Raw genomic sequence first — 25,197 nt, 5'->3', positions numbered from 1 at the left:
TGATGAGGAGCTGGGTTCTTGCAAAACGATTTCCCCGTTGTTGAGGTAGATATCCAAAAACTGGATGGTAAGCCTCAAGGAATGAAAAGAGTGACTTTTCCAAATTTTCCAGATTGTAAAATTGCGTTCGAATATATTGTTCACGCGCCGTTCACTCAAAACAATCTGTATTCCAATCCCGCTCCTGAACCCGGCGACCCTAATTCAGGACGTCAAATCGCTCTAGCAACTATCGTTTCACTAATATGTAGTCAAAACAACGGCCGAGCCCCGTACAGGTTTCAAACCCTTTCCGGAGAAAAGTGGCGGCTAGAAATGACAGCGACTTATTGGCTGAGCCAATCCAGCGACTTCGAGCTTGAAAAAGATGGCAGCAACTTTTTTTTGAAGTCATTGAAGCTCACTTCGGGATAGTCACTTACCCCAAACTTCCCCCGGGTCATTCTCATACTTCGCCGCGCGCCCTTTTCCCCCGTTCGCCAGAAATGGACCCACTCATGCGCAGCCTTCTGATCCCACCACCTTCGGCGCCATGATGCTCATCGCGCTCAAGGGTTACAAAGTCGTAGGCCGGCCTAAACCAACCCCCTACTCAATCGCCCAAACAACACCCCCACCCCCCTCAATCGTCATCGTCCCGTCGCCATTCAACGTCGCGTTCTGACAGGCGGTGCCGACGAAGGCGGGCGGCGCGCTCAAGGTGCGACACCATTGACCGCCGCGCACATCCCACACCCCCGCGAGCGTCTGATCCGGCCCGACCGTGCCGCTCAAATCCGCGCGCGTCTTTTAAAACATGTAAAACACTGCAAACGGGGGGTGGCGCGGTTTGTAAAACATGGCAAACACGCGCCACAAAGTCGTTAAGACTTGTCCAAAACCCGCCCTTGATCGAGCCGCACGACGCGATCCATCCGCCCCGCCAGCTCCATGTTATGCGTCGCGATCAGAGCCGTCAGACCCTCCTCGCGCACAACCTCCATGAGGGCCGCAAACACCACATCCGAAGTCGCCGGATCGAGGTTCCCCGTCGGCTCATCTGCCAGCAATAACAACGGCTTATTGGCCAGCGCCCGACAAAACGCCACCCGCTGCTGCTCGCCCCCCGACAATTGCGCCGGCCGATGCCCCGCCCGCGCCGCAACGCCAACTTTATCTAGCAATTTCAACGCCCTAGCTTCGGCATCCTGTTGGGACACCCCATTGGCCAACTGTGGCAGAACCACATTTTCCAATGCCGTGAACTCCGGCAGCAAATGGTGGAATTGATAAATGAAACCAATGGCTTGGCGGCGCAGCGCGGTGCGTTTTCGGTCCGAAAGCCCCCGCGTTTCCTCCCCCGCCACACGGATATCCCCCGCATCCGCCACATCGAGTAACCCCGAAATATGCAGCAAGGTCGATTTCCCCGCCCCCGAAGGCGCGACCAATCCCACGACCTCGCCCTTCTGTAGCATCAGGTCGATCCCCTGCAACACATTGACTTCGCTAGGTTTTCCGCGCGCATAGGCCTTGGTCACACCGCTCAGAGACAACATCTCACTCATAGCGCAACGCCTCCACAGGGTTCATCCGAGCCGCCCGTCGCGCCGGAAAAATGGTGATGAAAAACGACAAACCCAAAGACAACATCACCGATTTCGCGATATCCCACGCCCGCAATTCCGCCGGAAGCTCGTAAATCCCGCGAATGGACGGGTCCCAAACACCCCCTCCGGAGAAGAAATTCACCACCGCAAAAATGCCGTCAATATTGACCACAAACAGCACGCCGAGCGCCACACCCATCAAGGTCCCGATCACGCCGGTCAGCGCGCCACAGAGAAAAAAGATACGCAAAACAGAGGCTTCCGTGACACCAATGGTCCGCAAGATGCCAATATCGCGCCCCTTGTTTTTGACCAGCATCACCAGACCCGACACGATATTCATCGACGCGATCAGCACCACAATCGACAGGATCACGAACATCACATTGTCCTCGATCGTCAGCGCACGCAAAAACGACCCCGCACTATCGCGCCACGTCCAGATCAACGCCCCGTCACCCGCCGCCATCATCATGTTGATCGTGATGTCATCCACCCCGTCAGGATCCTCCACCATGACTTCGATTTCATCGGCCACACCATCGCGGTTGAAATACACCTGGGCGTCGCTGAAGGGCAGATAAACCCGTGTGCGATCAATGTCATAGCGTCCAGCGGTGAAGATATAGACCACCTCGTATGACGACACCCGCGGGCTGGTTCCAAAGGCGGTTTTGGCCCCCTCCGGCGAGATCAGTTTGAGCCGGTCACCAATCCCGACCCCCAATTCGCGCGCCACACCGGAGCCGATTGCGATCCCCTCATCAAACCGCGCCAGATCACCCAGCGCCATATCAGGCCGGACCGCAACGCGGGGGATGGTCATAAGGTCAGCCTTTTCAATGCCATAGACCTCAACACCCGCCGCCCCGTCGCGCCCGGAGGCCATCACCTGCCCCTTCACCAAAGGCGCCGCCCGCGTCACACCATCCACCGCAGCGATCCGTTCGCTCCAGCCGCGATAGTCCTCAATCGTGCGGTTCATATTGCCGTTCGCGTCGATCGTTCCGGCCGAATAGACCGTCACATGGGCGTTCGATCCGAGGATGGTATCGACAAATTCATTGCGAAATCCAGTCCTTACGGCCAGCGTGATGATCAACGCGGCCACGGCCAGCGTGATCCCGATGAGCGAAATCCACGTCATCGTGGACACGCCCCCCTCGGCGCGCCGCGCCCGTAAATAGCGCCACGCGATCATCCATTCGAACCGCGAAAAGGGCCCTGTGCTGCCCGCCTTCTGCATTTGACTGCCCTCGTCTGAAACGTCGGGCGACCTTTCCCGCGCAGGCGCAAAAGGTCAAGCGGTGCACGCACACGCGCTATCAGAAATTCTTGAATTCCGAGGCGTAATCTTCGAACCGCTCACCTGCATCCAACGCGGCTTTGCGCCCCTGTGCGGCCCACAATAGCCCCCGTCGCAGCATCTCGCGCGCAGGCCCGTGGTCGATCACATCCGCATGATGCCCAAGCGCGTTGTAATACACCCGCCCGAGCCCCCAACGCCGCGTCCATGCCACCGGCATATCAACCGGCCCATTGGGGCTGTGATACCATGTTTCTATGGGGAAACGCGTGGTTGCGAGGACTTCGTTCACCGGATCGACATGCAGGTAATACTGCTCTGTCTCGACGTCGAAATCCCTGATCCCGGCCACGAGGGGCGAGGACGAATTGGCGATATTCACCGTGTATTTCACCCCGTCGCCACCGGGATGGGAGACCCAGTTTGCCCCTGTCATGAATTGCCACAACACCTGATCGCGGAACGCATCGCACATGCCGCCATGCACCCCCGCGAGGCCCACGCCGCGCGCCACGGCTTCGCTGACATTGACCACGTAGTTCTTCTCGATGCTGGACATGGTCCAGATCGGCACGATGAGGTCGAGCTCTTCCAACCGCGCCTGATCGTCAAAGCAATCGAGGTGGTCGACAGTTTCCACCTCGAACCCCGCGTGGGTCAGGATTTCTCCGCAAAGTGCGGCGACCTTGTCGGGCTCGTGTCCGTCCCAACCGCCCCATGTGATCAATGCCTTGGCCATCGTATCCTCCCTCATTTCGCCCGACTGTAAGGCGCGCGCCCCATGGGTCAATGCGCGAAAGAGTGGTGGGAGGTTTGCGCGATCAAAAGGTCAGGCCGGTGCGCGCCCGCGATCCCCCGCGAAGCGGCCAAAGCAAGAGGCGCAACAGCCCACCGACCAAAATCCATCCCGCGACAAAGCCGACAACAGCACAGATCGCCCCATCGACGCTAATCGGCAGGGCCGGCTGATAATCCATCCATGTGGCTCTGGCGAGTTTTGTATCCGCGACACGGTGGGGCATGGAAAGACGTTCGATCGGACCGGCCGCACGCAGCGCCGTCAGATCGCGCCCGAGACGTTCGTGGCGCGAAATCGTGTCGCGCATATCACTGCGTCTGTTCTCTAAAAACACACTGCCGCCCATCGAGGCCAAAGCCTCGTCGCGGGTCATCTCCGCCTTGCTGGCAGAGCGGTCGAAATCGGCAATAACCACATCCAGCGCCTCGACCTGACCGGCAAGGCGTTGGGTATATTGTTGGGTAAACTCGGGAAACTGGGACAACATGGCAGCCCCGATCAGGCCACCCACAAGAGTTAGCATTCTCACGATCATGTCGCGCTCCTCGGCCTCGGCCCCGTCTAACGCGGAGCTCGTGCACAAAGGCTATGGGGATTCGGGTTCAGGTGCCAAATCCCCACCGCTAAATGGCCTGTCAGGCGCGAAAATCCGCCGAAATAGCGCGTTTACAGACCCGCGTAGATCTGGGCGATTTTCTCGACCGCCAACTCCGGGGTCATCTCTTCGCTCACACCGGTGCGGCGCGACGTGACCTCGACGACACCGTTTTTGAGACCGCGTGGCCCCACGGTGATGCGCCATGGCAGACCGATCAAATCCATCGTCGCGAATTTGCCGCCCGCGCGTTCTTTGCGGTCGTCATAGAGTGGCTCCAGCCCCAGCGCGGTGAAGGATTTATAGAGGGCATCACAGGCACCATCCGCCTCTTCATCGCCCTGTTTGAGGTTGACGATCCCGACATGGAACGGCGTGACGCCTTCGGGCCAGATGATGCCTTTGTCGTCATGGCTCGCTTCGATAATCGCGCCGAGCAGACGGGACACGCCGATCCCGTGCGACCCCATGTGGACCGGAACGGGTTTGCCATCTGGTCCCTGAACCGTGGCGCCCATCGGCTCGGAATACTTGGTGCCAAAGTAGAAAATCTGGCCAACCTCGATACCCCGCGCGGCGCGGCGGCGGTCTTCGGGAACCTTGTTGAACTCGGCCTCGTCGTGGGTCTCGTCGGTGCGCGCATAGAGCGAGGTGAACTCCTCCATCACCGCGCGGCACTCATCGACGCTATCATAATCGATTTCGCGATCGCCGAGTTTGATGTCGGTGACGGAGGCATCATAGAACACTTCGCTTTCACCGGTTTCGGCCAGCACGAGGAATTCATGCGTATCATCGCCGCCAATCGGGCCACTGTCCGCGCGCATCGGGATCGCCTGCAGCCCCATACGTTCGTAGGTGCGGATGTAGCTGACGAGGTGGCGGTTATAGGCGTGCAGCGCGTCTTCCTTGGTCAGGTCAAAGTTATACCCGTCCTTCATCAGGAACTCGCGACCCCGCATCACGCCGAAACGGGGGCGGATCTCGTCGCGGAATTTCCACTGGATATGGTAGAGAGTCATCGGAAGGTCTTTGTAGGAGCCGACGTGCGCGCGGAAGATGTCGGTGATCATCTCCTCGTTCGTGGGACCATATAGCATATCACGCCCGTGACGGTCGGTGATGCGCAGCATTTCCTCGCCGTAGTCGTCGTAGCGACCGGACTCACGCCACAGGTCCGCCGATTGCAGCGTCGGCATCAACAACGGGATGTGGCCTGCGCGTTGCTGCTCCTCATGCACGATCCGCTCGACATTGCGCAGAACCTTGTAGCCCAGCGGCAGCCACGAATAGATGCCTGCCGATTGTTGGCGGATCATCCCTGCGCGCAACATCAGGCGATGCGACACGATCTGGGCGTCCGAAGGCGTTTCTTTCAAAACAGGCAGGAAGTAGCGGGAAAGGCGCATGGGAGACCCCTGATCAGGAACAATTTTTCCATTCCTCTAAGCGATCCGCACAGCGCAGACAAGCCAGAGGCACCCAATTGACCATTGCTGCTGCGGTTAAGCAATCTGCAAGTTTACGGGTGTAGGAGAATGGTCTGTGCGCAGACTTTAGGACACCGACCCATGCCCCGAGACTCACTATTTGTGGCCGCCATTCTGGCCGTGACGCTCCTGACGGCGCCCCTGTCGATCCTGGCGCTGCCCTATAGCGGCGATGGGCCCGCGGTCGCGATCATCGCACCGTGGTCCGATGTCGACGCCGTCCTTGCATCCAACAGGCTTCGCGAAATTGCCCCGACGCGGGCACCCTTCGGTGTTCTCGTCACCCCTGTTCCCGGATTCACGCCTGATCGGCGAGACGCGGGCCTGATCACCCTTCTTGATGGCCGCGCCATTGCCAAAATATGTGGAGTTACCAATGTCTGACACGGTTCAATCGTTCGAGGCCAGCCAGAGCGAGGCTGTAAAACTGCTTTCGTATATCTGCGCGGCAATCGCCGTCGCGATGATCGTGTTCGTTGGCACCCAGAACGGCAATCTGATGCTGGCGCTCGCCGGCGGGACCTTTTTCGCGGGGCTGGGATTTGTCGCACGCCGCCTTCGTCCGGGTCTCGACCGCATCATCATGGCGCAGGCTTTAGTGGGGGTCGCAATTTCGTTTAATGCCGCGCTGACCGGACATCCGATGCAGATCGACAGCCATATGCTGTACTTCGCGGTCCTTGCCTTGGTGGTCACGATGACCGGCATTCGTTCGCTCCTGCTCGCGGCGGGCACGATCGCGGTGCATCATCTGGTTCTCACCATTGCCCTTCCATCGCTGGTCTATTCCTCGACAGAGTTGGGGTTTAACCTCATGCGGACCACGTTCCATGCTGTCATTGTGATCATGGAAACCCTCGCGCTCGGGTATATGGTGCGCAAGCGTTTGCACATCAACGAGCTCGTCGAACAGGGCCAGATCGCCAGTCATGAGGCAACCGAGCGTGCGCAGGCGGCTCTTGAAAAAGCCACGGCTGAAAATGCACGCGCCGAAACCGCTCTGAGTGAGGCCCGTGAAGCGACCGAGGCCGCGGCCCAAGCGCACGCGATGTCGCAAGAAGCCCTGCAGACCAATCAACGCGCACAGGCCGACCGCGAAGCGCGTCAACGCGACGAAGAAGCCGCGCGCGAAAAGCGCGACGAAGCGCTCGCCACGCTTCTGGATGTCTTTGAAAAACACCTCGACCAACTGGCGTCGGGCGACTTGTCCACCCGTGTGACCGAAAAGATTGATCCCGATTACGAAAGCCTGCGCAATTCGTTCAACGCCACAACGCAACGCCTGTCGTCTGCGATCCAACAAGTGCGCGAACAGTCATACTCAATGCAGAGCCAGTCGCAGGAAATCTCGACCTCCGCCAACGACCTGTCCCAGCGAACCGAACAGCAAGCGGCCACACTTGCCGAAATTGCCCGCTCTGTGGACGAACTCGCAACATCGTTGGAATCCGTGGCCGGGGGCTCGACCGAGGCCGAAAAACTGGCCGAAGAAACCGCACTCCAAGCCACCGAAGGCTCCGACATCATGCGCGAAGCCGTCGCCGCCATGCGAAACATCGAATCCGGGTCCCAAGAGATCAACAAAATCACAAGTGTTATCGAGGACATCGCTTTCCAGACCAACCTTCTCGCGCTCAATGCCGGGGTCGAAGCGGCACGCGCGGGCGAGGCAGGACGGGGTTTCGCGGTCGTGGCCTCCGAAGTGCGCGCCTTGGCACAGCGTTCATCGGATGCGGCGCGCGAGATCAACCTGCTGCTTGAGCGGTCATCAAAACAGATCGCGAGTGGCGCCGACCTCGTGGATCGCACCGGCACCGCGCTCGGCGGCATCCGCACATCGGTAGAACAAATCACCACGCGACTGCGGGCGTCATCTCGTGCAACGGCCGACCAATCCGAAAATCTGGCATTGGTAAACCGGTCCATCTCCGCACTGGAAAGCGTCACCCAAAAGAACGCGGCAATGTTCGAACAAACGACCGCAGCCAACGTGCTTCTGTCGGAAGGTGCGCGCGCTCTAACCGGGCTTGTGGACACTTTTGTGACCGGCGGGCATGAAATAGACACACACAGCAATAAACTCAGGCACGCGTCCTAAAACCTGATCCTTGCGCCACGAAGTCCCCTATGATCGTCACGAGGCTTGAATCCCGCGCGCGCATTGGCGATACGTGGTGAAAAGCGAAAGGACCACATGGCGCTTCCTGCACGCGAACAAGCCAAATATTGGGGCATCGCCGCGGCGGTGTTCTTTGCTATCATGTGGTTTCTGGGCGATGTAATCCTGCCCTTTGTACTGGCGATGGCCGTCGCCTACATGCTCGATCCCGTGGCCGACCGCCTTGAATCCTGGGGCCTATCGCGCGCGCTTTCGACCGTCGTAATTACGATCGTGGCCGCGATCATATTTGTTGTCGCTGCCCTGCTCATCATCCCAACGTTGATCCGCCAGGCCAGCGACCTCGTTGCCACCGCCCCCCAACTGTTTCAGGATCTTCAGGCGTTTCTGACCGAACGTTTCCCGTCGCTGCTGAACGAAGACAGCCAGATCCGCCAATCGCTCCTGCAAATCGGAGAGACGATCCAGTCGCGCGGCGGCGAATTGCTCCAGACCGCACTGGCCTCGGCGATGAGCCTGTTCAATGTTTTGATGCTCGTGGTTCTGGTGCCTGTGATAACCTTTTATCTGCTGATGGACTGGGATCGCATGGTCTCGAGGATCGAAGCGCTCCTGCCCCGCGACCACGCCCCAATTGTGCGCGACCTCGCATCGAAAATCGATCGCACATTGGCCGCCTTTATCCGTGGACAAGGCACAGTCTGCCTCATCCTCGGGACCTTTTATGCGGTTAGCCTGATGCTCGTGGGCCTCAATTTCGGTCTGGTCGCCGGCGCAATCGCAGGGGCGCTGACCTTCATCCCCTACGTTGGCGCCATTGTTGGCGGCGCCCTCTCCATCGGCCTCGCATTGTTCCAGTTCTGGGGGGAGTGGTGGTGGATTGCCGCCGTTGCGGGCATCTTTGCGGTCGGCCAGTTCGTCGAAGGCAACATCCTGACGCCCAATCTTGTTGGCTCCTCAATCGGCCTTCACCCTGTTTGGCTCATTTTTGCCCTGACCGCATTCGGGACACTCTTCGGATTTGTTGGCATGCTCGTCGCTGTGCCCGTGGCCGCATCTCTCGGTGTTATCGCCCGCTTTGCCATTGAGCGGTATCAAGGCAGCCGCCTCTACCGCGGGCTGGAAGAAACCACGTCCGACCAATCCAGCGATACCACCGAGTAAACGCCCAATGGCCGAACAACTTCCCCTCGACCTGCCCTCGCGCGCAGCACTCGGACGCGACGCTTTCTTTGTCTCGCCCTCGAATGCAATCGCCATTGCAACGCTCGACAATCATGCAAATTGGCCGTCGGGAAAACTCGCTCTTGTTGGGCCGGAGAGCGCAGGCAAAACCCACCTCGCGCATGTTTGGGCTGCGGAATGTGACGCCGTGATTTTACCGGTGCGCGACCTCGCCGGGGCGGATATCCCCGCCGTGGCGGCAAAGCGATATGTCTGTGTCGAAGATGCGGATACCCTCGCCCGCGCGCCAAACGCAGCGGCGCTCGAAGAGGCGTTTTTCCACCTCCACAACCTGACTTTGGCCGAGGCGGGTCGCCTGCTCGTTACCGCCACGACACCCCCGCGCGACTGGAACCTTCGCCTGCCCGATCTGGCGTCGCGGATGGAAGGCACAGCGGTGGTGCGCATCGCGCCGCCCGACGATCAGTTGCTGGCCGCATTGCTCGTCAAACTGTTCGACGACCGCCAAATCGCCGCGCCCGAGACGCTCATCCCCTATCTGGTGAAGCGGATCGAACGCTCTGCGCGGGCCGCCCAAGAAATTGTTGAAAATCTGGACCGCGCAGCATTGGCCTGTGGGAAACCTGTTTCGCGCGCGCTCGCCGCGAAACTGCTGGACGGCGACAGTGAAACCTAAGTTTGCCGCAAATATCAAAAAGTTGACTCCGGATGTGCGCCTTGGCACTGTGCCGGTTCAAGACGGGGATGAGACGTGACCGCAACCCAAGACCGCCCGCAGGGGGACGAAGCCCATCAAGACTGGGGCGTTTTCGGGCGGCCTTTGTTTCTAGACGAAGAAGCGCGTGCGCTGTCACGGGTTGGGGTCGTAGATATCGGGTCAAACTCCGTGCGCTTGGTCGTCTTTGACGGCGCCGCACGGTCACCGGCCTACTTCTACAACGAAAAAATCCTCTGCGGTCTCGGCGCCGGTCTGCGTGAAAGCGGCAGGCTCAATCCCGAGGGAAAAATTCGCGCGATGTCCGCAATCAAGCGGTTTCAACGCCTCGCGCAAGGAATGGGAATACCCCCGCTCACGGTAGTCGCAACGGCTGCTATGCGGGAGGCTGAGGACGGTCCTGCTTTTCGGGAGGAAATAGAGCGGGAGACCGGCCTCAGCCTTTGGATTATCGACGGCGAAGAAGAGGCGCGACTGTCGGCGCAGGGCGTTCTGCTCGGCTGGCCGGAGGCCGATGGCCTCGTCTGTGATATCGGCGGCTCGTCGATGGAGCTCGCAGAAGTGCGCGCCGGCACAGTCGGAAAACGCATCACCTCCCCCCTCGGCCCCCTCAAACTCGACGGGCTCAAAGGCGGGCGGCGTGGCCTCAAGGAGCATATCAAGCCAATTATGGCGGGTCTCGCCGAGACGATGGGCACGAACCACAAACGCCTCTATTTGGTGGGCGGCTCATGGCGCGCCATCGCACGCATCGACATGGAACGGCGCGGCTACCCGCTCCACGTGCTCCACGAATATCGCATGACCACGCGGGCAGTGACCGAGACCATCAAATACATCCGTCGCAACAACATCGAAGAAATCCGCGCTAAAACCGGTACCTCCGCCGCGCGTATGGCCTTGGTGCCGATTGCGACCGAGGTTTTACGCCAACTCGTCAACGCCTTCCATCCGCGTGAAATCTGCATTTCTTCCTATGGCATCCGCGAAGGCCTGCTCTACGAACAGATGCCCGAACGGGTACGCGCCCGTGATCCGCTGATCGAGGCCTGCCGTTTCTCTGAACAAAAAGACGCGCGCATGCCCGGCTTCGGGCGCCAGTTGCACAACTTTATCGCCCCGATTTTCAAAGCCCGCCAATACGAAAAGATGCGCCTGATCCGCGCGGCCTGCCTGCTGCACGACGTGACATGGCGCGCGCACCCCGATTACCGCGCCGAGGTTTGTTTCGACAATGCGACACGCGCCAACCTAGGTGGGCTGACGCATAACGAACGGATTTTCCTCGGACTTGCACTGCTGCATCGCTACAAGAATTCGCGCGAAGGCACGCCCTTTGCCCCGCTGATCGAGATGCTCAGCGAAAAAGAGATCAGCAATGCCGAAGTGCTCGGAAAAGCTATGCGGTTCGGTGCGATGTTTGCCGCGCAATCTCCCGATCAAATCGCCTCCCTGCGCTATTTTCCGAAGAAAAAGCACCTCGTGCTCACGGTCCAGCAGGATGGCGAAGACCTGTTCGGCGAAGTTGCCCAAGCCCGCTTTCAGTCCCTTGCCGACAGCCTTGGCGCAAAGGCCGAAGTCATCCACGCAAAGGCGTAGTTACAGATCGATGGTCTCGCCGGCATCGGGGTCAGGCGGCGGCGGCTGATCATCCAAAGGGCGCCGCCGAATAATGATGTCACCATTTGGCAGGATTTCGGGCGGGTGGTAGGCATTCATGTCGTCCACAAACCCCTCAAGCTCATCGATCGCAGGCGCCATCTGATCAAGCAAACGCTGGAGCAACTGACGCGCTCCCTCCCCGAGCATCTCAATACCGGTCCCGTTGGGATCCTCGTCGGATGTTTGTGCGAAAACCGGCGACGCTAGGGTGGCGAAGGCTATTGTGACGACTGTTTTGATCATGCTCGCATCATATCCGAACACGCCGCGCCTTTCACATGACCTTTTCGAGATCGATGTCGACGCTCACAGGAAAATGGTCAGACGCGGCCAGTAACGCCTCACGCAATTCCTGCGTTTCAAAGCAAACGGGATCGTCAAACGGATGCCAAATACGCCAATTCGCAGCCTTTGCGAGGTCTTGGGACAGCATCACGTAATCGAGCATGGCCGACAGATACCGCTTCTCCGGTTCAATATAAAAGCGCGCCGTTGATGGCCCTGCCGTTCCCCTACGTGCATGAACGATTGCCGCATTCGGGTCGCTCAGGCGCAACGCGACCGGCAAATCCGGATCTTCGCGCCCCATGACGATTTCCACGCCGGAACGCCCGAATAGCTTTTCGTATTCATCCAGACCCGGCCCGTCATTGAAATCCCCCAACACGATCAGCGGCTCATGCGCTTTCAAATGCAATTCGATGCGTTCACGCAACCAAATACACTGCGCCAATTGTTTGCGCCGGTTTTCGATCGACAGGCGGATCACGTCGTCTCGCGACCGCGCGCCGTGGGGCGCTTTTGATTTGACGTGGACCCCGATCATGCGAAACGCAAAACCGCTCTCGCGCACCTCTACCGCAAGTTCAAGCGGGGGTTTGGAGAACTCAACGGGGTCGCGATCGCGGTCGGTATCGAGATCAATACGATACACCGAGTTGAATGCCGGCGGTTCGCCCGTCGCCCCGAATGGTATGGGCGCACCTTTTGGATCATGGCGCGCGCGCAGCACCAGCGGATCATACATCAGTGCGATTTCCTGTTGGGTTTCATTCACAAAACCCAGCTCGATCGTATTAGCCCGAATGCCGGCCCAATCGGCGAATTGTTCAAGCGCGCGAACGGTTTCGCGTCGACGACTGGTGTCAGGTGCCTCGATCACCATGATTGCATCTGCGTCTAACGCATTGAAAACAATTCCCAAAGATTCCAGTTGGTCCAGCCGCGTGACATTGTAGCGCGATGACCATTTCCCATCGAGAAGCGGTGAACCATCGTGGGCAAACAGGCTGTCGAACCACTCGACATTGTAGGTCACGATACGCATCAGACGGCCTGGAGCCGCGAAATTTCTTCCCACGCAGCGTTGATCTCGACGAGTTTATCGGAGGCCAATTGTATCGCTTCTTCGGGCACGCCGCGGGCAATCATACGGTCGGGATGGGTTTCGCGCACAAGAGCACGATAGGCGGTTTTGATCTCTTTGAGCGGGGCATGGGGCGCCACGCCGAGCACGTCATAGGGATCACGCGCAGCATCGGGGACGTAGCGTGCGCGCATCATGCGAAAAGAGCGCTCGTCGATTTCGAATATTTCCGCGACCCGTTCAAGGAACGCGTTTTCACCGGGGTGATATTCACCGTCGGCCATCGCGATGTGAAACAAACCGTCCATGAGGTCACACAATGGCGCCTGATCGGTGTGATACATGGCCCGCACGCGACGCGCGTAGTCTTCAAAACCGGCTACATCTTTGCGCGCAAGGTTGAACACCCTTGCCGCTGCTGCCTCATCTTCCTGAGCGATGTGAAAGACTTCGCGAAATGCGGAGACCTCATCACGGGTGACTTGACCGTCCGCTTTCGCCATTTTGGCACCCAATGCGATGACCGCGATGGCAAAACCGACCCGCCGCTCCGGTTCGGAGCGCAATCGATCGAACACCGCAGCGAGGCTTTCACCATCACGCAGCGCCCGGATGGCGTCCAGAATTCGGGTCCAAATAGACATAGGCGCAAGTTTATCTCCGCACGGTGACTATGTCAGGCGACATTTCCGCCCAGCACCCTGTGCGTGCCTCCGTTCAGAGAAGTTTTTGCATGAATACAACGTCGAGCCAGCGGTCAAATTTGAAACCCGCTTCCTGCAAACGTCCGCGGACCTCGAAGCCCAGAGATTCATGAAAGGCGATAGAGCCATTATTACTCGCGTCGATTTTGGCCACCATGGAGTGATGGCCCGATGAGCGCGCGTGTTCGATCAACGCGATCATCAGCATCCTCCCGAGGCCTTTGCCCTGCGCGCCTTCGGTCAGATACACCGAGTGCTCCATCGTATAGCGGTAACCGTTGTTGCCGGGGCTGAACTGTTCGTAGCTGGCGTAGCCGAGCACGCTGTGTCCCTCGCCCTCAACCACGTAGAACGCGCGATTGGCCGCGATCCTGTCCTCGATGAATGCCGCCCATTCGGCCGTACTGCGTGACAGGCTCGAGAAAGACGAGGTCGAGGTTTCGATCACGGGATCCATGATCGACTTGATTGCTTCCGCATCTGCGGGTGTGGCGCTGCGTAGTGTCATGTGATCCAGATCTCCCCGGATGGCGTGGTAATTTCTGCGGCGAGTGCGGCCCGCGCACCCTGCACTATTCGAACATTTTCCATGGCGTCGGCAAATGGTTTTAGGGCATCCCTTAGGTCGTCGGCCTGCGGGTGCGTGATGCGAAGACCGCGCAGGCTCAACCCCTGTGGCGCCAAGGCCGGCGCCGGGTGTTTCGAGTCCCACGACATGATCGCCGGATAGCAGCCATCAAAGGGCAATTGGCCGTTGTGCGGGACAAGCATACGCCACGCGTAATCGCCCCGAACGAATGCGCGTTCCTCTCCTATTCCAGGAGGTGCCAAAGAACGTGCATAATCGAGATCATCGCAACGGATCACCCAGTTCGACAGCTTCGTTGACCCCGAAAAGTTGTCCATATCGAACCATCTGGGCGCTTTCGGCGCAATCGCCGCCGGATCCACCGCGATGACCTCCAGATAGGAATCCCGATCAAGTGCCGCGAGGTGATTGTGCGTGCCCATCTGCGCGTGCATTCCACGCGCAGACATCGCTATTCCCAGAAGGCTTTCCATCGCACTGCGCCCTTGTATTAGGTCACCTGTGCGGACTACGAGATGATCGAGCGCGCAATCCATGTCGCTTCCCTTGACTGTCACGGCCCATGCTCCATCTTAGTAAAGGCCTCGGGACAAATACACAACGTACGGAACACAAATGCTTTTGCGCGCAATAGACGATTTTTTTGACAGTGATACATCCGGAGGCATCGTCTTGATGCTTGCCGCGGTCGCGGCAATGCTGGTTGCCAACTCTTCGCTCTATCCCGCCTATGACGGGATACTCAGTTCATATTTTGCCATCACGCTCAACGAAGAAGGCGTCGCCAAGCCGCTGATCCTCTGGATCAATGACGGCCTCATGGCAGTCTTTTTCCTGCTTGTCGGACTGGAGCTGAAACGAGAGCTTCTTGAAGGCAAAATGAAAAATCCGCGCGATGTGATACTCCCGGGTGCTGCCGCCGTCGGCGGGATGATCGTGCCGGCACTGATTTATCTGATCTTCAACTTGAGCAATCCCGTCACCGTTGGCGGTTGGGCCATTCCCGCGGCCACTGACATCGCCTTTGCTCTCGGTGTCCTTGCACTGGTCGGCGACCGCGTACCGTCATCGCTCAAAATCTTTCTCCTTACCCTCGCCATTCTCGACGACATGGGGGCGATCATAATTATCGCCCTGTTCTACACTGCCGATTTGCACCTCGATTACCTGTTCCTCGCCACCATCCCATTGTTTGCGATGTACCTGCTGAACCGCGCAGGCGTGCACCGCGTCGCACCGATCATCCTGTTGGGTATGGTGCTGTGGGTGCTGGTGCTGAAATCCGGCGTGCATGCGACACTTGCGGGCGTGGTCACGGCCTTTTTCGTGCCGCTCAAGGACCGCTGGGGCAAGTCGCCTTTGCATTCGCTTGAACACGCCTTGTCGCCTTACGTGTTTTTCCTGATTGTCCCGGTCTTTGCATTTGCGAATGCTGGTGTCGTGTTTTCCGGCATGACGCTGCAAAGTTTCCTCGACCCCCTCCCGCTCGGCATTGGGGTCGGGTTGTTTTTGGGCAAACAGATCGGCGTCTTCGGGATCACCTTTGCATTGGTGAAATTGGGGATCGCGCGACTACCCTATGGCGCAACCTGGTTGCACATCTATGGGATTTCAGCGCTCGCGGGGATCGGGTTTACCATGTCCCTGTTCATCGGCGGGCTGTCGTTTGAATCGCCGCTGCTGATGAACGAAGTGCGGGTGGGCGTGTTGGCCGGCTCGATCCTGTCGGCAATCGTTGGGTACGTCGTGCTGCGGCTTGCACCCTTGCCACTGCCAAAGCACCGCTCGGATGACACAGTTCTCCCCCCGTTGCCCGACAGCCGACCAACAGTGGAATAAAACGATCAGGGCCGGCGCTGCAAAGCACCGGCCCATGATCTTGTGCGGTATCGCATCAACTGATCAGATCGAGAATTGAGCGCGCCGCGGCCGGAATATTCGTGCCCGGCCCAAAGATCGCCTTCACGCCAGCCTTGTAGAGGAAATCATAGTCCTGCTGCGGAATAACGCCGCCGCAGATCACGATGATGTCTTCCGCGCCTTGCTCTTTCAGCGCGTCGATCAACTTGGGCGCCAGCGTTTTGTGCCCTGCCGCCTGACTGGAAATGCCGACGATATGCACGTCGTTGTCGATGGCATCCTGCGCGGCTTCTTCGGGCGTTTGGAACAATGGGCCGACGTCGACGTCAAAGCCGATGTCGGCAAATGCCGTCGCAATGACTTTAGCGCCGCGGTCATGCCCGTCCTGCCCCATTTTCACCACCAGCATTCGGGGCCGACGCCCCTGTTTCTCGGCAAAGGTTTCCACGTCTTTCTGGATTTGTGCGAACCCTTCGTCGCCCTCATACGCCGCGCCATAGACGCCCGCGAGGGTTTTGACTTCGGCACGGTGGCGGCCGAACGCCTTCTCCATCGCCATGGAAATCTCTCCAACGGTTGCGCGGGCGCGCGCGGCCTCGACCGCGAGTGCCAGCAGGTTACCTTTGCCCGATTTCGCAGCTGTTTCGAGCGCCTCCAATGTTACCTCGACGAGGGAACTGTCCCGCTCGGCCTTGATCCGACCGAGCCGCAAGACCTGACTTTCGCGAACGGCCACGTTGTCCACATCGAGGATATCGATCGGGTCTTCGTGATCTTTGCGGTACTTGTTCACACCGACGATCACCTCCTGACCGCGGTCGATCATCGCCTGCCGTTTGGCCGCCGTTTCCTCGATGCGCAGTTTTGGCATGCCGGAGTTCACCGCCTTGGTCATACCGCCCAGTGCCTCAACTTCCTCCATGAGGGCCCAGGCTTTTTCCGCGAGTTCTGCCGTGAGGCTTTCGACGTAATAGGACCCCGCGAGAGGGTCGACGACGTTGGTGATCCCCGTTTCTTCCTGCAGGATAAGCTGCGTGTTGCGTGCAATGCGCGCCGAAAACTCGGTCGGCAAAGCAATCGCTTCATCCAACGCATTGGTGTGCAGCGATTGTGTGCCGCCAAGGGCCGCCGACATCGCCTCATAGGCGGTACGGATCACGTTGTTATAGGGATCCTGCTCCTGCAGAGACACGCCGGACGTCTGGCAATGGGTGCGCAGCATTTTGGACTTTTCGAGCTTGGGGTCGAATTCCTCCATAATGCGCGACCACAAAAGGCGCGCGGCGCGCAGCTTGGCCGCTTCCATGAAGAAGTTCATGCCGATGGCAAAGAAGAACGACAGGCGGCCTGCGAATTTATCGACATCCATGCCCGCTTTGATCGCCGTGCGCACGTATTCGCGCCCGTCGGCCAGCGTGAACGCCAACTCCTGCACGAGGTTCGCGCCCGCTTCCTGCATGTGGTAGCCGGAAATGGAAATCGAGTTGAATTTCGGCATTTCGTTGGAGGTGAATTCGATAATATCCGCAATGATCTTCATCGAAGGTTCGGGCGGATAGATGTAGGTATTGCGGACCATGAACTCTTTGAGAATGTCGTTCTGGATGGTCCCCGCCAGCAGGGATTTATCGTGCCCCTGTTCTTCGCCAACGACGATAAAGGACGCGAGGATCGGGATCACCGCCCCGTTCATGGTCATCGACACAGACACCTTGTCGAGCGGGATGCCGTCGAACAGGATTTTCATATCCTCGACGCTATCAATGGCCACGCCCGCCTTACCCACGTCGCCAACCACACGGGGGTGATCGCTGTCATAGCCACGGTGCGTGGCGAGATCGAAGGCGACAGAGACACCTTGCTGTCCGGCGTCCAACGCTTTGCGGTAAAAGGCGTTGGATTCCTCGGCGGTCGAGAAACCCGCGTACTGACGGATGGTCCAGGGACGGCCCGCGTACATCGTGGCCTTCACCCCGCGCGTAAACGGCGCGACACCCGGCGTGTTGTCGAGATGGGTCAACCCTTCGAGATCATCGGGCGCATAGAGCGGTTTGACCTCTATGCCCTCCAACGTGTCCCAGTTGAGATTCTCGAGCGGCTTGCCCCGCAATTCTTTCTCGGCCAGTTCTTTCCAGAGTTTTCGGTCCGTCATCTCCGGCTCCTTTATGTCCAACGCGCGCCTGTGCGTGAAATCGCCGACGTGCAATGCTTGGTTTACGTCTCCGCGCCGCCTATATGTAAGGTCACCGGAGGACTGATGAAAAACATCCTAATTTCCGCGTTTTGCGCGATACTCTTGGCAAATACGGGCACCGCGCAGGACGCGACCCCGTCTGTCGACGACGAAACCGGCCCCGAAGCGGACGGTTTTGTCACCCAATCTGGCGAGGACGCCGCACTTAGTGACTTTCTTTGGATCAACCGCGTCATCGTGGTGTTCGCCGATAGCCCGCTGGATCCCAGCTTTGCCGAACAGATCGAACTGCTGTCCGAGCGGCCCGACGAATTGATCGATCGCGATGTGGTCGTTCTGGTCGATACCGCGCCCGATGCAGGATCGTCTGTACGCACGCAATTGCGCCCGCGCGGATTTGCCCTCGTGATCGTCGACAAAGACGGTCGTGTCATGTTGCGCAAGCCGGTGCCATGGGATTTGCGCGAAATCACCCGCTCCATCGACAAAACTCCGCTCCGGCAGCAGGAAATCCGCGACGAGAAAAACTCAGCCCTCGACGGCACGTGATGTGTGGATCTATGGGCGCTGCTCACCATATCCGCCACCATGGCTTGCGTTTTGCAGGTTTCGCCCGCTCCAAGGCGCGGAACTGCGCACCATCCGCGCAATCGTAGCGAAAGCCCGTCATCTCCTCGAAGACGGCGACTGGCACCTCGACAGCGGGCAATTTTGATGGGTCGCGCCGGTGGTCGGCAACGATATCCTTGACGAATTTGGGAACCTTGGCATCCACCTGCAGGTGTTTCGCCCCTGTCTCGGCATTGTGCGCGACGGCCCATTTGGCGACCCCGCCCGACAAAAAGCGCACCGTCGAGACCACGTCGCCGTCATTCACGTCAAAGACGGCAACATCGCCACTGCGCGACATTTCGGTGAGCACTTGGTCCAGTTCACGAACGCCCGGCCACAACCGCGCCCTTGCGTTGTACCAGATCAACGCAGAATCCTCGCGCTCGGCGATCGAAAGCGGGCTCTCGTTGTGATGATCGTCACGCGACGTCCGCTCGGCCCCTAGGAGACCGAGCGCGCTATCCACGCCCGCGCGGGGCACATGGACTATTGTCGCGTTATAACCCACCCTATTCGAACTCCATGATCACTTCGTCAACTGCGAGGCTGTCACCCGGTTTGGCGAGGACTTTGGACACCGTTCCCTTGCGCTCTGCGCGCAGGATGTTTTCCATTTTCATCGCCTCGACGGTGCAGAGGGACTGGCCCTCCTGCACTTCGTCACCGACTTCCACCTCGACCTTTACGATCAGTCCGGGCATCGGGCACAGCAGAAGCTTCGATGTGTCCGGAGGCAGCTTTTCGAGCATGTGTTTGGACAGTTCGGCCGCGCGCGGATGGCGCACATAGACCTTCATATCCGCGCCGCGGTTCCGGATGCGGAACCCGCCCGGCACCTTGCCAACCTTGAGCGTGAGCGGACCACCATGATCCATGTCGATCACGGCCAGACTATCACCAGGTGCCCATGTGCTTTCCAAACGGATGTTCTTGTCGTTGATCGAGACCGTCGATCCGCGTTTGTCGGCCTCAATCGAGACGGGGAAGTCGTGTTCGCCGATCTGCACCACCCAATCGGAGCCAACGGTCCGTTCGTGGTTATCCATCCGCCCAGACACGCGGGTGCGACGGATTTCGGCGACACGGTACATCGCCGCCGATGCCGCCGCGATCCTTTCGAGATCCTCGTAGGCCAATTCGACCCCTTCGAACCCGTTGGGATATTCCTCTTCGATGAAGGCCGTGGTGATATCACCGGAAATGAACCGCGGGTGATCCATCACCGCTGAGAGGAACGGCAGGTTATGCCCGATCCCTTCGACCTCAAAGGCGTCCAAGGCATTGCGCATGTTCTCGATGGCCGATGCGCGGTCTTTGCCCCATGTGCAGAGTTTGGCAATCATCGGGTCGTAGAACATCGATATTTCGCCGCCCTCATAGACACCGGTGTCGTTGCGAACGATGTCGTCGGATGTGACAATTTCCTCAGGTGGCCGGTAGCGCGTCAGACGGCCCGTCGACGGCAGGAACCCGCGGTAAGGATCCTCCGCGTAGAGGCGGCTTTCAATGGCCCACCCGTTGATGCCGATGTCGGATTGTTTGATCGCCAGTTTTTCATCGTTGGCCACGCGGATCATCTGCTCCACGAGGTCAATACCAGTGATCAACTCGGACACAGGGTGCTCAACCTGCAAACGCGTATTCATTTCGAGGAAGTAGAAATTCTTGTCCCCGTCCACGATGAATTCCACCGTGCCCGCGGAGCAATAGTCCACCGCCTGCGCGAGAGCCACGGCCTGTTCACCCATCGCCTTGCGCGTGGCGGCATCGAGGAAAGGTGATGGCGCTTCTTCAACGACTTTCTGGTTGCGGCGCTGGATCGAGCATTCGCGTTCGTTGATCCAGAGACCATTGCCGTGCTTGTCGCACAGAACCTGAATTTCGATGTGGCGAGGCTGGGTGACGAACTTTTCGATAAAGATCCGGTCATCCCCGAAGGAACTCGCAGCTTCGTTTTTGGATGCCTGAAACCCTTCACGTGTTTCCACGTCGTTCCACGCGATCCGCATGCCCTTGCCGCCACCGCCGGCGGAGGCCTTGATCATCACCGGATAGCCGATTTCATTGGAAATCCTGACCGCTTCGTCGGCGTCTTCGATGATGCCCATGTAACCGGGAACCGTGGAAACGCCCGCTTCCGCGGCGAGTTTTTTGGACGTGATCTTGTCGCCCATCGCCTCGATCGCACCGACGGGTGGACCGATAAAGGCGACCCCTTCTGCATGAAGGGCCTGCGCGAACTTCGAGTTCTCGGAAAGGAATCCGTAGCCGGGGTGTACAGCCTGTGCGCCGGTCTGACGGACGGCATCCATGATCTTGTCGATCACGATGTAGGACTGGTTCGACGGTGGCGGCCCGATGTTGACTGCTTCATCCGCCATTTGCACGTGGAGCGCATGCTTATCGGCGTCTGAATAGACCGCAACCGTCTTGATCCCCATCTTTTTGGCCGTCTTGATGACACGGCACGCGATTTCGCCGCGGTTCGCAATCAGGATCTTGTCGAACATGTCCTGTTCCTTCCTCGTTTAAAGGGCCTGCCCGCGCGCTTTTTCAGCGTTGATCGGGGCATGAAAAAAGGCCCCCGGGCAGGCATGCCCAAGAACCTTTTGGTGATGTGTATTGCGCTGCGCCGAGACGCGCAGAGCGTTGTCGTTAGATGTCGTCGGCCAGAGCGCCCGCGACGCCACCGACTGCCGCGCCCGTGAGGCACTCGCCATCGCGCAGGACTTCACCCGCGAGACAGCCGATCGCCGCCCCTGCCGCCGCGCGGCGCAGGTCGGGAGTGTCCATACAGGCCGAGAGACCTGTGAGTGAGACGAAGCCGAGAATGAGGATAGATTTGCGCATGATACTGCTCGTTGGTTGGTTGCTACCAAAGAAACAATGCACCAAGTCCGCGCGCCAAAAAAGCCGGAACTTACAGGCGATGCCAAATAGGCGGCGGCGGGCCGAGGCGCAGGGATCAACGAATATGGGAGGGAATTGTTGCGAGGGTCGAACGGGGGCTGTCCGACCCTCGCGTGAGGGGTAGAGTAACGGTTTACTACACCATCGCTGGATGAGTTGCTGGCCACATCCGCGATACACTCAACATGTTCATTAACGACTGCACACGCAAGACGTGTATTTACGATTTCGTCATATTTGGCGGAGGAATGCGCAAGATGCGAAAACATCGGCAGAATTCCGCCTGAAATCGAGCCGTTCACCACGTTTCATCCTCCTCGAAGCATTCAGGGAAGGAAACGCGGGCCACATTGGGGTCGACGCGCAGGAGCGCCTCATAGGATGCGGGGTCAAAATCGTCGGCATTCGCAGGCACGATTTCACGCCCGAAAAGCCACGAAAGCCGCCCCGCGTCCAGATTTCCGCGCTCGAAAGGCTCTTCACCGAAGTATTCCCAGATGGCTGCGAAAAAAGCCGCGTCGATCCGTTTGTCCACGGATTTGCGATCTTTGTAGCGCTCTAGCCGTTTGAGCGGCGTGATCCCTTTCGGGTTCGCGCGCCGGATCGTGAATTGGAATTCGGATCCCGGATAGCGACCCGGAAAACCTTTGTGTTTCGTCATCGGGGGTAGGGCCATTAGCTAACTTCTCCTGTCGGTCGGCGGGCGATCAGGTCGATTTCGACGAGCGCTCCAACGGCAAGCGCGGTCACGCCCACGGTGGTACGCGCCGGAAGCCGGTTAGCGGGGAAATAGCTTTTGTAGGTATCGTTGAACAGCGCGTAGTCGCGTTCGAAGGCAGTTAGAAAGCAGCGGCACTGCACGACATGTTCGAGCCCCAAATCCAGTTTACCGAGGATCAGCGCGAGGTTGTCCATCACGCGCCTTGTCTGCGCCTCGATCCCTTCGGGCAAAGGCGCGTCGGGGGCGGCCGGATCGGTGGGCATCTGGCCGGTCAGGATGACCCAGCCATCGTCTTCTACGGCATGTGAAAACGGGGCGACGGGGCGCGGGCCCGATTCAACCATGTGGAATCTCGGGGCCATCAAAACGCCTCCCATTCACAGGCTTCGTCCACCGGTCGATAGGATTCAAATATCTGGACAATGTCCGGCGCCGGCGTACCGAGTTCCACCGGAACTTCGGCGAGAGAAATCACGATATGCGCAGGCTCGGGCACGCCCAGCCGTGGCAGTGCATATGTCTCGCACAGATAGGCCAAATCGGCCTCCAGATCGGCAAAGGACAACCGTTCGACCGTGTCGCGCAGTTCGGGTGCCACAAAACGGAATCGCGCCGTCAAACCGGGTGGCGTGATCTGGGTCTCCAGAAAGCTCACCGGTTGCCCGGAGGGGACCGTGATGTCTTGGGGCAGGAACGGTTGCACCTCGGCACTGGCCGAAGCCGTGAGAGCAAGACCGGTGAGGAATGCGCCAATCATCTTCACGCCGCCTTCCCCGCATGTCGCATCCACCGCGCGCGTCTGCGCGGATCGTTGATCAGGTCGGCGATGATGGCTTCGCTATTGGCTTTTGCAAAAACACCGGCCACCTGCCCGCCCACGGTTATCCGCAAATCCGCGCCATCAGCGACCACACGGGCCGCAGGCGAAAAGCCCCGCAGGTTTTGAAGCGCGCGCCAGACATCCTGAAGCACCTGACGCGCGATGCGACCGCGACGCAGACCAGCCCCACCTTCGATCACCGCCTCAACAGCTAGATCGAAGCGCGCGGGCAGGCGCCGCGCCATCGTCAGCGCGCCGTCTTCCTCGACAATATGCCATCTGTCCTGACCCATGATCCTACCCACACACCGCGATCAAAGCGGGATGTTGTCGTGCTTCTTCCATGGATTTTCGAGCTTCTTGTTGCGCAGTGCCGCAAAGGCACGGGCAACACGGCGACGGGTTGAGCGCGGCTGGATCACTTCGTCAATGAACCCGCGCTCTGCGGCGACGAAGGGATTGGCAAAACGGTCCTCGTAGCTTTCGGTATGCGCCGCAATTTTATCCGCATCGGCGAGATCGGCACGATGAATGATCTCCACCGCCCCTTTCGCCCCCATCACCGCGATCTGCGCGGTCGGCCATGCGTAGTTGAAATCACCGCGCAGGTGTTTGGACGACATCACATCATAGGCGCCACCATAGGCTTTGCGCGTGATGACGGTGACTTTGGGAACGGTTGCTTCGCCAAATGCAAAGAGCAGTTTTGCCCCATGTTTAATAACGCCGCCGTATTCCTGACCCGTCCCCGGCAGGAACCCCGGCACGTCGACAAATGTCAGCACAGGGATATTGAAGCAATCGCAGAAGCGCACAAAACGTGCTGCTTTTTTGGAGCTGTCGATATCGAGGCAGCCGGCCAGAACCATCGGCTGGTTCGCCACCACGCCGACCGTCTGGCCTTCGAGGCGGATAAAGCCCGTGATGATGTTCTTGGCGTGCTCTTCCTGAATTTCGTAAAAATCGCCCTCGTCCGCGACCTTGGTGATCACTTCCTTCATATCGTAAGGCGTGTTCGGGTTGTCGGGGATGATCGTGTCGAGCGACGCCTCGATGCGCGCCGGATCGTCAAAGAAGGGACGCGTCGGCACCGTGTCGCGGTTGTTCATCGGCAGGAAATCGACGAGACGGCGAATTTCGGTCAGCGCCTCGATATCGTTTTCAAAGGCACCATCGGCGACGGATGATTTCTTGGTGTGTGTCGATGCGCCACCCAGCTCCTCTGCGGTCACCACTTCGTTCGTGACAGTTTTCACCACGTCGGGACCGGTGACGAACATGTAGGAGGTGTCTTTGACCATAAAGATAAAGTCGGTCATGGCAGGCGAATACACCGCGCCGCCCGCACATGGCCCCATGATCACAGAAATCTGGGGCACCACGCCCGAGGCCATGATGTTGCGTTGGAACACCTCCGCATAGCCTGCGAGGCTGTCCACGCCTTCCTGAATGCGCGCACCACCCGAGTCGTTCAGACCGATGACAGGCGCGCCGTTTTGCATCGCCATATCCATGATCTTGCAAATCTTCTGGGCATGGGTTTCCGACAGGGACCCGCCAAAGACCGTGAAGTCCTGAGAGAACACATAGACCTGACGCCCGTTGATCGTTCCCCAACCGGTAATGACACCGTCACCGGCAGGCTTGCTCTCTTCCATGCCGAATTCGGTGCAGCGATGGGTTTTGAACATGTCGAACTCTTCGAACGACTCCTCATCGAGCAACAACTCGACCCTTTCGCGCGCGGTCAGTTTGCCTTTTGCATGCTGGGCGTCGATGCGACGCTGACCACCGCCAAGCCGGGCTTCGTCACGGCGGTCATGCAATTCCTTGATGATGTCTTTCACGGGGGTGTCTCCTCATCAGTTCCACCGCACCTTACGCGTGCGCGGGGCCTTGTGAAAAGGAAAGACTGGCAGAGGTGAATACCTTGCAACACATAGATTCAGTAAATTGCAAAT

General features: G+C 58.9%; 28 protein-coding genes. 8 read left to right on the top strand and 20 right to left on the bottom strand.

The annotated features are described in order from the left end of the window. The first annotated feature begins 18 nt into the window (after positions 1-18). Positions 19-414: a hypothetical protein gene (locus tag ABD815_RS00605; protein WP_344842028.1), complete on the top strand. Its 396-nt coding sequence runs from the start codon at positions 19-21 to the stop codon at positions 412-414. 174 nt (positions 415-588) lie between these two features. Here the strand turns inward: ABD815_RS00605 and ABD815_RS00600 are convergent, their stop codons facing one another. The 6 genes from ABD815_RS00600 to proS all read right to left on the bottom strand — a co-directional run bounded on the left by ABD815_RS00600 (position 589) and on the right by proS (position 5,698). Beyond that, entirely contained in the window at positions 589-774 is a 186-nt protein-coding gene (locus ABD815_RS00600) for a hypothetical protein (protein ID WP_344842026.1), read from the bottom strand. Positions 775-863: 89 nt separating this feature from the next. Further along, the gene (locus tag ABD815_RS00595; protein WP_344842024.1) at positions 864-1,547 is read right to left on the bottom strand and encodes an ABC transporter ATP-binding protein; all 684 of its coding nucleotides are present in this window, start codon (positions 1,545-1,547) and stop codon (positions 864-866) included. Further along, complete coding sequence (locus ABD815_RS00590; protein WP_344842022.1) at positions 1,540-2,835, bottom strand: lipoprotein-releasing ABC transporter permease subunit; 1,296 nt, start codon at positions 2,833-2,835, stop codon at positions 1,540-1,542. The genes ABD815_RS00595 and ABD815_RS00590 overlap by 8 nt, the downstream gene beginning before the upstream one ends. Before the next feature lie 79 nt (positions 2,836-2,914). After that, on the bottom strand, positions 2,915-3,634 hold the full coding sequence (locus ABD815_RS00585; RefSeq protein ID WP_344842020.1) for a ThuA domain-containing protein: 720 nt from the start codon (positions 3,632-3,634) through the stop codon (positions 2,915-2,917). 82 nt (positions 3,635-3,716) lie between these two features. Then, complete coding sequence (locus ABD815_RS00580) at positions 3,717-4,229, bottom strand: DUF2937 family protein (RefSeq protein WP_344842017.1); 513 nt, start codon at positions 4,227-4,229, stop codon at positions 3,717-3,719. Positions 4,230-4,360: 131 nt separating this feature from the next. Then, positions 4,361-5,698 (bottom strand): proline--tRNA ligase, encoded by a 1,338-nt coding sequence (gene proS / locus ABD815_RS00575; protein WP_344842015.1) that lies wholly within the window; start codon positions 5,696-5,698, stop codon positions 4,361-4,363. Positions 5,699-5,860: 162 nt separating this feature from the next. Between proS and ABD815_RS00570 the strand changes: the two genes are divergently transcribed. The 5 genes from ABD815_RS00570 (at position 5,861) to ABD815_RS00550 (ending at position 11,397) form a co-directional block, all read left to right on the top strand. After that, positions 5,861-6,163: a hypothetical protein gene (locus ABD815_RS00570; RefSeq protein WP_344842013.1), complete on the top strand. Its 303-nt coding sequence runs from the start codon at positions 5,861-5,863 to the stop codon at positions 6,161-6,163. Continuing rightward, on the top strand, positions 6,156-7,877 hold the full coding sequence (locus ABD815_RS00565; RefSeq protein ID WP_344842012.1) for a methyl-accepting chemotaxis protein: 1,722 nt from the start codon (positions 6,156-6,158) through the stop codon (positions 7,875-7,877). Before ABD815_RS00570 ends, ABD815_RS00565 begins: the two co-directional genes overlap by 8 nt. A 96-nt stretch (positions 7,878-7,973) precedes the next feature. Then, on the top strand, positions 7,974-9,062 hold the full coding sequence (locus tag ABD815_RS00560) for an AI-2E family transporter (protein WP_344842009.1): 1,089 nt from the start codon (positions 7,974-7,976) through the stop codon (positions 9,060-9,062). Positions 9,063-9,069: 7 nt separating this feature from the next. After that, the gene (locus ABD815_RS00555) at positions 9,070-9,759 is read left to right on the top strand and encodes a P-loop NTPase family protein (protein WP_344842006.1); all 690 of its coding nucleotides are present in this window, start codon (positions 9,070-9,072) and stop codon (positions 9,757-9,759) included. Between the two features lie 75 nt (positions 9,760-9,834). Further along, entirely contained in the window at positions 9,835-11,397 is a 1,563-nt protein-coding gene (locus ABD815_RS00550) for a Ppx/GppA family phosphatase (RefSeq protein WP_344842003.1), read from the top strand. Here the strand turns inward: ABD815_RS00550 and ABD815_RS00545 are convergent, their stop codons facing one another. The 5 genes from ABD815_RS00545 to ABD815_RS00525 form a co-directional block, all read right to left on the bottom strand. Further along, positions 11,398-11,703, bottom strand: coding sequence for a hypothetical protein (locus tag ABD815_RS00545; RefSeq protein ID WP_344842001.1), 306 nt, complete (start codon positions 11,701-11,703; stop codon positions 11,398-11,400). A 31-nt stretch (positions 11,704-11,734) separates the two neighbouring features. Then, complete coding sequence (locus tag ABD815_RS00540) at positions 11,735-12,787, bottom strand: endonuclease/exonuclease/phosphatase family protein (protein WP_344841998.1); 1,053 nt, start codon at positions 12,785-12,787, stop codon at positions 11,735-11,737. Beyond that, positions 12,787-13,470 (bottom strand): TerB family tellurite resistance protein, encoded by a 684-nt coding sequence (locus ABD815_RS00535; protein ID WP_344841995.1) that lies wholly within the window; start codon positions 13,468-13,470, stop codon positions 12,787-12,789. Before ABD815_RS00535 ends, ABD815_RS00540 begins: the two co-directional genes overlap by 1 nt. Positions 13,471-13,543: 73 nt before the next feature. Then, entirely contained in the window at positions 13,544-14,038 is a 495-nt protein-coding gene (locus ABD815_RS00530) for a GNAT family N-acetyltransferase (RefSeq protein WP_344841992.1), read from the bottom strand. Next, entirely contained in the window at positions 14,035-14,676 is a 642-nt protein-coding gene (locus tag ABD815_RS00525; RefSeq protein ID WP_344841989.1) for a VOC family protein, read from the bottom strand. Before ABD815_RS00525 ends, ABD815_RS00530 begins: the two co-directional genes overlap by 4 nt. A 58-nt stretch (positions 14,677-14,734) precedes the next feature. Here ABD815_RS00525 and nhaA point away from each other — a divergent pair, with 58 nt between their 5' ends. Further along, positions 14,735-15,958, top strand: coding sequence for a Na+/H+ antiporter NhaA (gene nhaA, locus ABD815_RS00520; protein WP_344841985.1), 1,224 nt, complete (start codon positions 14,735-14,737; stop codon positions 15,956-15,958). Between the two features lie 55 nt (positions 15,959-16,013). On the opposite strand, the gene scpA is transcribed toward nhaA, so the two are convergent. Further along, positions 16,014-18,131 (bottom strand): methylmalonyl-CoA mutase, encoded by a 2,118-nt coding sequence (gene scpA, locus ABD815_RS00515; protein ID WP_344841981.1) that lies wholly within the window; start codon positions 18,129-18,131, stop codon positions 16,014-16,016. Between the two features lie 105 nt (positions 18,132-18,236). Here scpA and ABD815_RS00510 point away from each other — a divergent pair, with 105 nt between their 5' ends. Then, the gene (locus ABD815_RS00510) at positions 18,237-18,722 is read left to right on the top strand and encodes a DUF4174 domain-containing protein (protein WP_344841978.1); all 486 of its coding nucleotides are present in this window, start codon (positions 18,237-18,239) and stop codon (positions 18,720-18,722) included. A 22-nt stretch (positions 18,723-18,744) separates the two neighbouring features. On the opposite strand, the gene ABD815_RS00505 is transcribed toward ABD815_RS00510, so the two are convergent. The 8 genes from ABD815_RS00505 to ABD815_RS00470 all read right to left on the bottom strand — a co-directional run bounded on the left by ABD815_RS00505 (position 18,745) and on the right by ABD815_RS00470 (position 25,083). Then, complete coding sequence (locus ABD815_RS00505) at positions 18,745-19,293, bottom strand: hypothetical protein (RefSeq protein ID WP_344841975.1); 549 nt, start codon at positions 19,291-19,293, stop codon at positions 18,745-18,747. A gap of 1 nt (position 19,294) precedes the next feature. Next, positions 19,295-21,295 carry an acetyl-CoA carboxylase biotin carboxylase subunit gene (locus tag ABD815_RS00500; RefSeq protein WP_344841972.1) on the bottom strand — a complete coding sequence of 667 codons (2,001 nt, stop codon included), beginning with the start codon at positions 21,293-21,295 and terminating at the stop codon, positions 19,295-19,297. A gap of 145 nt (positions 21,296-21,440) precedes the next feature. After that, positions 21,441-21,635: a hypothetical protein gene (locus tag ABD815_RS00495; RefSeq protein ID WP_344841969.1), complete on the bottom strand. Its 195-nt coding sequence runs from the start codon at positions 21,633-21,635 to the stop codon at positions 21,441-21,443. 358 nt (positions 21,636-21,993) lie between these two features. Continuing rightward, positions 21,994-22,356 carry a hypothetical protein gene (locus ABD815_RS00490; RefSeq protein WP_344842446.1) on the bottom strand — a complete coding sequence of 121 codons (363 nt, stop codon included), beginning with the start codon at positions 22,354-22,356 and terminating at the stop codon, positions 21,994-21,996. Positions 22,357-22,370: 14 nt separating this feature from the next. Further along, the gene (locus tag ABD815_RS00485; RefSeq protein WP_344841966.1) at positions 22,371-22,778 is read right to left on the bottom strand and encodes a RidA family protein; all 408 of its coding nucleotides are present in this window, start codon (positions 22,776-22,778) and stop codon (positions 22,371-22,373) included. Then, entirely contained in the window at positions 22,778-23,173 is a 396-nt protein-coding gene (locus ABD815_RS00480; RefSeq protein ID WP_344841964.1) for a DUF6497 family protein, read from the bottom strand. Before ABD815_RS00480 ends, ABD815_RS00485 begins: the two co-directional genes overlap by 1 nt. 2 nt (positions 23,174-23,175) lie before the next feature. Then, positions 23,176-23,529 (bottom strand): hypothetical protein, encoded by a 354-nt coding sequence (locus ABD815_RS00475; RefSeq protein WP_344841962.1) that lies wholly within the window; start codon positions 23,527-23,529, stop codon positions 23,176-23,178. 21 nt (positions 23,530-23,550) lie between these two features. Then, entirely contained in the window at positions 23,551-25,083 is a 1,533-nt protein-coding gene (locus tag ABD815_RS00470; RefSeq protein WP_344841959.1) for an acyl-CoA carboxylase subunit beta, read from the bottom strand. Between the last annotated feature and the right edge of the window lie 114 nt (positions 25,084-25,197).

The sequence above is a fragment of the Celeribacter arenosi genome, assembly GCF_039539485.1.
GTDB lineage: Bacteria > Pseudomonadota > Alphaproteobacteria > Rhodobacterales > Rhodobacteraceae > Celeribacter > Celeribacter arenosi.
This window is presented reverse-complemented; position numbering and strand designations above follow the sequence as displayed.

Excerpts from the sequence above, each read along its gene's own strand:
- ABD815_RS00490 (WP_344842446.1), bottom strand. The coding sequence starts at position 22,356 with ATGACGAAACACAAAGGTTTTCCGGGTCGCTATCCGGGATCCGAATTC.
- ABD815_RS00530 (WP_344841992.1), bottom strand. The coding sequence starts at position 14,038 with ATGACACTACGCAGCGCCACACCCGCAGATGCGGAAGCAATCAAGTCG.
- ABD815_RS00500 (WP_344841972.1), bottom strand. The coding sequence starts at position 21,295 with ATGTTCGACAAGATCCTGATTGCGAACCGCGGCGAAATCGCGTGCCGT.
- ABD815_RS00495 (WP_344841969.1), bottom strand. The coding sequence starts at position 21,635 with ATGCGCAAATCTATCCTCATTCTCGGCTTCGTCTCACTCACAGGTCTC.
- proS (WP_344842015.1), bottom strand. The coding sequence starts at position 5,698 with ATGCGCCTTTCCCGCTACTTCCTGCCTGTTTTGAAAGAAACGCCTTCG.
- ABD815_RS00475 (WP_344841962.1), bottom strand. The coding sequence starts at position 23,529 with ATGGGTCAGGACAGATGGCATATTGTCGAGGAAGACGGCGCGCTGACG.
- ABD815_RS00580 (WP_344842017.1), bottom strand. The coding sequence starts at position 4,229 with ATGATCGTGAGAATGCTAACTCTTGTGGGTGGCCTGATCGGGGCTGCC.
- ABD815_RS00555 (WP_344842006.1), top strand. The coding sequence starts at position 9,070 with ATGGCCGAACAACTTCCCCTCGACCTGCCCTCGCGCGCAGCACTCGGA.
- ABD815_RS00540 (WP_344841998.1), bottom strand. The coding sequence starts at position 12,787 with ATGCGTATCGTGACCTACAATGTCGAGTGGTTCGACAGCCTGTTTGCC.
- scpA (WP_344841981.1), bottom strand. The coding sequence starts at position 18,131 with ATGACGGACCGAAAACTCTGGAAAGAACTGGCCGAGAAAGAATTGCGG.
- ABD815_RS00595 (WP_344842024.1), bottom strand. The coding sequence starts at position 1,547 with ATGAGTGAGATGTTGTCTCTGAGCGGTGTGACCAAGGCCTATGCGCGC.
- ABD815_RS00585 (WP_344842020.1), bottom strand. The coding sequence starts at position 3,634 with ATGGCCAAGGCATTGATCACATGGGGCGGTTGGGACGGACACGAGCCC.
- ABD815_RS00565 (WP_344842012.1), top strand. The coding sequence starts at position 6,156 with ATGTCTGACACGGTTCAATCGTTCGAGGCCAGCCAGAGCGAGGCTGTA.
- nhaA (WP_344841985.1), top strand. The coding sequence starts at position 14,735 with ATGCTTTTGCGCGCAATAGACGATTTTTTTGACAGTGATACATCCGGA.
- ABD815_RS00535 (WP_344841995.1), bottom strand. The coding sequence starts at position 13,470 with ATGTCTATTTGGACCCGAATTCTGGACGCCATCCGGGCGCTGCGTGAT.
- ABD815_RS00570 (WP_344842013.1), top strand. The coding sequence starts at position 5,861 with ATGCCCCGAGACTCACTATTTGTGGCCGCCATTCTGGCCGTGACGCTC.
- ABD815_RS00480 (WP_344841964.1), bottom strand. The coding sequence starts at position 23,173 with ATGATTGGCGCATTCCTCACCGGTCTTGCTCTCACGGCTTCGGCCAGT.
- ABD815_RS00560 (WP_344842009.1), top strand. The coding sequence starts at position 7,974 with ATGGCGCTTCCTGCACGCGAACAAGCCAAATATTGGGGCATCGCCGCG.
- ABD815_RS00545 (WP_344842001.1), bottom strand. The coding sequence starts at position 11,703 with ATGATCAAAACAGTCGTCACAATAGCCTTCGCCACCCTAGCGTCGCCG.
- ABD815_RS00485 (WP_344841966.1), bottom strand. The coding sequence starts at position 22,778 with ATGGCCCCGAGATTCCACATGGTTGAATCGGGCCCGCGCCCCGTCGCC.
- ABD815_RS00590 (WP_344842022.1), bottom strand. The coding sequence starts at position 2,835 with ATGCAGAAGGCGGGCAGCACAGGGCCCTTTTCGCGGTTCGAATGGATG.
- ABD815_RS00510 (WP_344841978.1), top strand. The coding sequence starts at position 18,237 with ATGAAAAACATCCTAATTTCCGCGTTTTGCGCGATACTCTTGGCAAAT.